Genomic DNA, 5,462 nt, shown 5'->3' with positions numbered 1-5,462 from the left:
GGTTTTTTCAACAATTGGGCATGCTTGTCAATGCTAATGGCCGAAACTTTAATCATGCTCAAAACTGTTATTCCCTTTGAACAGCTAGCTCGACTATGGACCGTAGAGATGTCCGCGCTCTCTATCAGTGAGGACGATTGACGAACGACTACGAGTCGTAGACCAATTCACTCGACGCACTACACCTGCGAACAACAACGATGCGATGCCCTGGACGACTGGCTTCACTTCCCCAATCACCACAAACCCCACTCAGGCCTGCGACAACAAACCCCCATCACACAATTAACCAATTACTCCGAACAGCACAACTAGTCCATTCACCTCAGGAGCAGTCGTTCCAAGAATGATGAACACGCACGTCGTGCCCTGCAGAACACCCGTCTCGAAGGTTTCCCACAAGGCCTGTGGCCCCGATTCCGAAGAATCGGGGCCACAGGTTCAGGTTCAGAGAGGGGAGCAACCCGCTCAGATGAAACTCAGGCGCGCTTGCGGGCGACCATGACGCCACCCGCGAGAGCGATGGCGGCAGCCACACCCATGAGCGGAGCGAAGGTCGCACCGGTCTTGGCAAGGCCACCTTTAGCCTCCTTGGCCTTGGCCGTTGCGGCCTCGGCCTTGGCCGTTGCGGCCTCGACGGTGAGAGGCGCCTTGGCGCTGACCCCGATCGTCGCATCGGTGAGAATGATCTCATGGGATCCGATCGGCGTCGTCGCGGGAATCGTGTACGAGAAGCGCACGACTTCGCTCTCGTCCGCGACTGCGGTACCAATCGTGATCGGATCGGAGTGGAGAACCGCGCTAATCTCATGACCGGCAGTAAAGCCCGTTCCGACGATCTCGATGCTCTCGCCGATCTTCACGGTGCTCTTCTCGAGGGTAACGGTTGGGTCGGAGTTCAGGTCTGTCCCGGGGTTCGGGTTTGTCCCGGGGTTGACGCCAGAGCCAGCGCCGAGACGCGCCTGCGCGTCCGCGCACTTCACCATGTCGTAGTACTCAGTACCCTCAGCGCAGAACCAAGTGGCATCGAGTTCGGCGTCCTTCTTCTCAAGATCCTTGATCCGTGCAGTAAGGTCAGCGCACTTGACAAAATCGTAGTACTCAGTACCCTCAGCGCAGAAGTACTGGGCATCAAGCTTCGCGTCTGCGAGATTAGCCTTCGTCTGGTCCGGGACCGGAGAGGCAACATCGCCAGACGGGGCGGCAGCCTTAGCGGCCTCAAGTTCCGCCTGCGCGGCAGCGAGAGCAGCCTGGGCATCCGCACAGCCCGCCATGTCGTAGTAGTCAGTACCCTCAGTGCAGAACCAATCGACATCAGCCTGCGCGCTTCTCACCTTCTCCTCGGCATCCTTGACCGCATCCGCAGCGAGCGCCGCAGGCGTTGCACACGCCATAGCGACCAGGCCAGCCGCAAGGGCTACACCAAACTTCTTGATTGACATTTTTCCTCCAGGGGTTCAATTCACACTGTTCACACCGTGTTCGATAAGATTTCGCGATAACCACGCCTGCGACACGACGCATGCACATTAGCCGCTAGAGGCAAGCCTCTCACCCCCCCGCTGTCAAGTTTTTGCGCAGAATTACACCCCATTCTGTCTACACACCGCATAAAACCGGGGAGGTGACAAGGCAATAAGAGGGCTGGGCAACGAAGCGCAGACACAATTTTTTCAACAGTTTGTTGACACGGACCTATTTGGTCGCTATAATGAACGAATTAAAGCGTCAAAACCGGAGGTTCTCCATGACCGCTTCATCGTCGAAGCTCAACGAACACGATCAGATTATCTCCGCCCTTCAACAGCTGGTTGAACCAATGAAAGCAACACTCGTCGGCCCCTCCGAGATCATCGTTCACGATCTCACTCGGCTCCCGAACTCAATCGTCGCGATTGGCGGCGATGTCACCGGTCGATCGATCGGCGATCCGGCGACCGACAAGCTCCTTGACGCCGTCGCCTCCGGAAATCTGCGCACCAGCATCGGATACCGGACAACGTCTCCGAGCGGTAAGGAGCTTCTCTCAACAACCGCCATCATCCGCGACTCGACCAACCAGCCCGTCGCCGCCCTGTGCATCAACCGTGACATCTCCGGCTGGGAGGTCCTTCATTCCCTCACGGGCGCGCTCGCGGGCCTCTCGCTCCCAATTTCCGCCGAAGAGGAGCAGGCGACGACCGAAGTCTTCGTTAGAGACGTCGACGAACTCGCGACACTCCTCCTCTCAAGGGCCGTTGCAGAGTCGGGGGTTCCCGTCGACGAGATGAGAAAGGAACACAAGGTCGAGGTCGTCCGACTCCTCAAAGCGAGGGGCTTCTTCCTCCTGCGCGACGCCGCCGAGACCGCGGCGAACGCCCTCGCGTGCACGCGCTTCACTATCTACAACTACCTCAACGAGATTGAGGGGGAATGATGACCGCTCCTAACGAGGACTTCAGCCGGCACCTGTCGCGCTGGGGCACGCATTCGGCGAAATGGGATCTGCTCGCCAAGGACCTCGGCGAGAACGCGATCGCCCTGTCCGTCGCGGACATGGAGTTCGTCTCCTGCCCCGAGGTCCGAGAGGCGATCGCTGACGCCGCCGCCCTCGGCGCCTACGGCTACACCGAGGTCTTCGACGACTTCGCCGAGGCCGCGACCGCGTGGATGAGCCGTCGCCACGGATGGTCCTGCGAGGTCGAGGACGTCCACTTCTTCCCCCGAGTCGTCCAGTGCGTCGCGGCCCTCGTCGATCACGTCCTGCCGCGAGACGATCGACCGGTCCGCGTCGTCACGCTCGATCCGGCCTACTCGCCCCTCCTCGAGGTGTGCGAACGCGCGGGCACCGATCTCGTCCGCGTACCCATGCGCGACACCGCAGCCTCCGCCTCGATCGACTGGGAGGCCCTCGAGAAGGCGCTCGCCGACGCGGACCTACTGCTGTGGACGAACCCCCACAATCCGACGGGCAGGATCTGGAGCGTCGACGAGCAGCGCCGACTCGCCGACCTGTTGCGCGATTGCCGCGCCCTCGTCCTCTCCGACGACATCCACTGCGACTTCGAGCGCCCCGGCGGGCAGCGCTATTCGGCCCTCGCCCGCGTCGCGAAGGACCTGTGGATGAGCGGACGGATCGTCCACTGCGCCTCTCCAGGCAAGACCTTCAACATCGCGGGCCTCGAAGCGACGGCGATCTGCGTCCACGGGCCCCTCGGCGCCGAGCTCGAGGCGGCGAAGAGGCGCATGGGTCTGCACAACCCGAATTACTTCGCCATCCCCGCGGCCATCGCCGCGTGGACGAAGGGCGACGCGTGGGTCGACGCCCTCGCGAAGGAGATCGACGCCAACCTCGAAGCCGCGAGGTCCCTCCTCGCGCGCCTCCTGCCGGAGGCGAGGGTTTCGGACCCGGACGGCACCTATCTCCTGTGGATCGACGCCTCCGCGTACATCGGCTCCGAAGCCGACCTCGTGCGCGCCGAGCGCACCGCCTCCGTCACGGTCAGCCCGGGACCCGATTTCGGTCCCGCATACGATCGATTCTTCCGCATCAACACAGCACTCCCCCGCCAAGAACTTTTCGAGGGGATCACCCGGCTCGCCGGGGCACTCACGAGGAACTGACGACCCATCGAAAGGACAACGATGTCTCCGACAACCCCCACCACTCCGACGAAGGCCGAGCGCAGGACTCCGAGCCTGCTCCTCGCCGCAGTCCCGGTCATCACGCTGATCGTCCTGTTGGGAGGCGGCTACATCTTCGCCGAACTCCCCGTCGAGCCCCTCCTCATCGCCTCCGCGGTCGTCGCGGGCCTGGTCGCATGGCGCCTCGGCTACACCTGGGACGACATCATGGGCTCGGTCGCCGAGAAGATCGCGAAGACGATGCCCGCGATCCTCATCCTCATCTCGGTCGGCCTCCTCATCGGCACGTGGATGGCGGGTGGCACGATCCCGATGCTCATCTACTACGGCCTGAAGATCATCAACCCGCAGTACCTCGCGGTCATCGCCCTCGTCGTCACCGCGATCGTCTCCCTGTGCACGGGCACCTCCTGGGGCTCCGCGGGCACGGTCGGCGTCGCCTTCATGGGCGTCGCGGTCGGCATGGACGCGAACCTCGCGATGGTCGCCGGCGCAGTCGTGTCGGGCGCCTACTTCGGAGACAAGCTCTCCCCCCTGTCGGACACGACGAACATCGCCTCGATGGCGACCGGCGTCAACCTCTTCACGCACATCCGCCACCTCCTGTGGACGACCCTCCCCTCCTTCCTCACGGCGGCCGTCGTCTACCTCCTCTTCGGCCTCGGCATGTCCGGCGGCCAGGTCCCCGAGAAGGTCAACACGATCCTCAGCACCCTCGATTCGGCGTTCAACTGGAACCTTCTGCTCCTGCTGCCGGTGATCATCGTCCTGGGCGGTTCGATGTGGAAGAAGCCGACGATCCCCGTGATCCTCGTGTCCAGCGCGGTCGCGATGTTCAACGCCGTGGTCTTCCAGGGCATCTCCTTCAAGGACACGGTCGTCGCAGGCGTCAACGGCTTCAACGTCGAAATGGTCGGCAAGACCGGCTTCGACGCCGAGAACGTCATCGAGGACGTCACGCGCCTCCTCAACCGCGGCGGCATGAACTCGATGATGTCGGTCCTGCTCATCTGCTTCTGCGCGATCACCTTTGCCGGCGTCGTCTCGGTCTCCGGTTCGCTCGACGTCCTCATCTCGAAGCTCCTCAAGCCGGTGCGCTCGACCTTCGGCCTCATCGCGGCGACGATCGCGACGGGCCTCGCGACGATCGGCATCACCTCGAACGGCCAGGTTTCCCTCCTCATCCCGGGCGAGATGCTCCGCGGCGAGTACGTGAAGCGCGGCCTCGACCCGAAGAACCTCTCGCGCACGATCGAGGACTCGGCGACCCTGTGGGAGCCGATCCTCCCCTGGACGTCTGCTGGCGCCTACATGGCGGGCACGCTCGGCGTCGCGACGCTCTCGTACCTGCCGTGGGCGGTGTGCAACTGGATCGCCATCGGCTTCGCCCTCCTGTGGGGCGCGACCGGCATCGGCATCGCGCGCCTGAGCGAGGAAGAGAAGGCAGCTCTCCAGGAGGCCTGAGCCTCCATCACACGCCACTCCTCATGGACAGGAGTTGCGCAATCGAGCGGGGTCCGAAGCTTCAGTTTCGGGCCCCGCTCGTCGGCGTTTGGGCTTCTCGCGTCGATACGACGCCGATGGCAGGGCGGTTGATCTGTTCTGCACGAACTACCTCGAGGTCGTTCACAACGGCGCCGAGACCGTCACCTATCCTTACACCTGGTCAGGCCCTGTAAACACTGGGGTCGCCAGCGGGCATAAGGCTGGAAGGTCCGATAAGGGCAGGGTCCACTCCACTTTGGATATTCCCCCCACTGGGTATTCCCCCCCACTTTGGCGCACAGCTGGCTTCTTGGACGTTCCTGTTGAAGTGCTTGTTCCAGCTGAAGCCATTG

4 protein-coding genes are annotated in these 5,462 nt (G+C 62.7%); 3 read left to right on the top strand and 1 reads right to left on the bottom strand.

Annotation, left to right across the window (positions count from 1 at the left end):
* Positions 1-479 precede the first annotated feature (479 nt).
* Positions 480-1,442, bottom strand: a complete 963-nt coding sequence (locus tag BN3002_RS00030; RefSeq protein ID WP_058236032.1) for a hypothetical protein — start codon at positions 1,440-1,442, stop codon at positions 480-482.
* A 305-nt stretch (positions 1,443-1,747) separates the two neighbouring features.
* Here BN3002_RS00030 and BN3002_RS00025 point away from each other — a divergent pair, with 305 nt between their 5' ends.
* From BN3002_RS00025 to nhaC, 3 genes are read left to right on the top strand one after another with little or no spacing between them, the layout of a single operon-like run.
* Positions 1,748-2,416: a helix-turn-helix transcriptional regulator gene (locus BN3002_RS00025; protein ID WP_058236031.1), complete on the top strand. Its 669-nt coding sequence runs from the start codon at positions 1,748-1,750 to the stop codon at positions 2,414-2,416.
* Positions 2,416-3,603: a MalY/PatB family protein gene (locus BN3002_RS00020; RefSeq protein WP_058236033.1), complete on the top strand. Its 1,188-nt coding sequence runs from the start codon at positions 2,416-2,418 to the stop codon at positions 3,601-3,603. Before BN3002_RS00025 ends, BN3002_RS00020 begins: the two co-directional genes overlap by 1 nt.
* A gap of 21 nt (positions 3,604-3,624) precedes the next feature.
* Positions 3,625-5,088 (top strand): Na+/H+ antiporter NhaC, encoded by a 1,464-nt coding sequence (gene nhaC / locus BN3002_RS00015; RefSeq protein WP_058236030.1) that lies wholly within the window; start codon positions 3,625-3,627, stop codon positions 5,086-5,088.
* The last annotated feature ends 374 nt before the right edge of the window (positions 5,089-5,462 follow it).

Source organism: Actinomyces ihuae (assembly GCF_001457875.1).
GTDB lineage: Bacteria > Actinomycetota > Actinomycetes > Actinomycetales > Actinomycetaceae > Pauljensenia > Pauljensenia radingae_A.
Note: the sequence above shows the minus strand (reverse complement) of the source record. Positions and strands in the feature narration are given on the sequence as shown.

Bases quoted from the DNA above. Each gene is read 5' to 3' on its own strand.
- nhaC (WP_058236030.1), top strand. From the start codon at position 3,625: ATGTCTCCGACAACCCCCACCACTCCGACGAAGGCCGAGCGCAGGACT.
- BN3002_RS00025 (WP_058236031.1), top strand. From the start codon at position 1,748: ATGACCGCTTCATCGTCGAAGCTCAACGAACACGATCAGATTATCTCC.
- BN3002_RS00020 (WP_058236033.1), top strand. From the start codon at position 2,416: ATGACCGCTCCTAACGAGGACTTCAGCCGGCACCTGTCGCGCTGGGGC.
- BN3002_RS00030 (WP_058236032.1), bottom strand. From the start codon at position 1,442: ATGTCAATCAAGAAGTTTGGTGTAGCCCTTGCGGCTGGCCTGGTCGCT.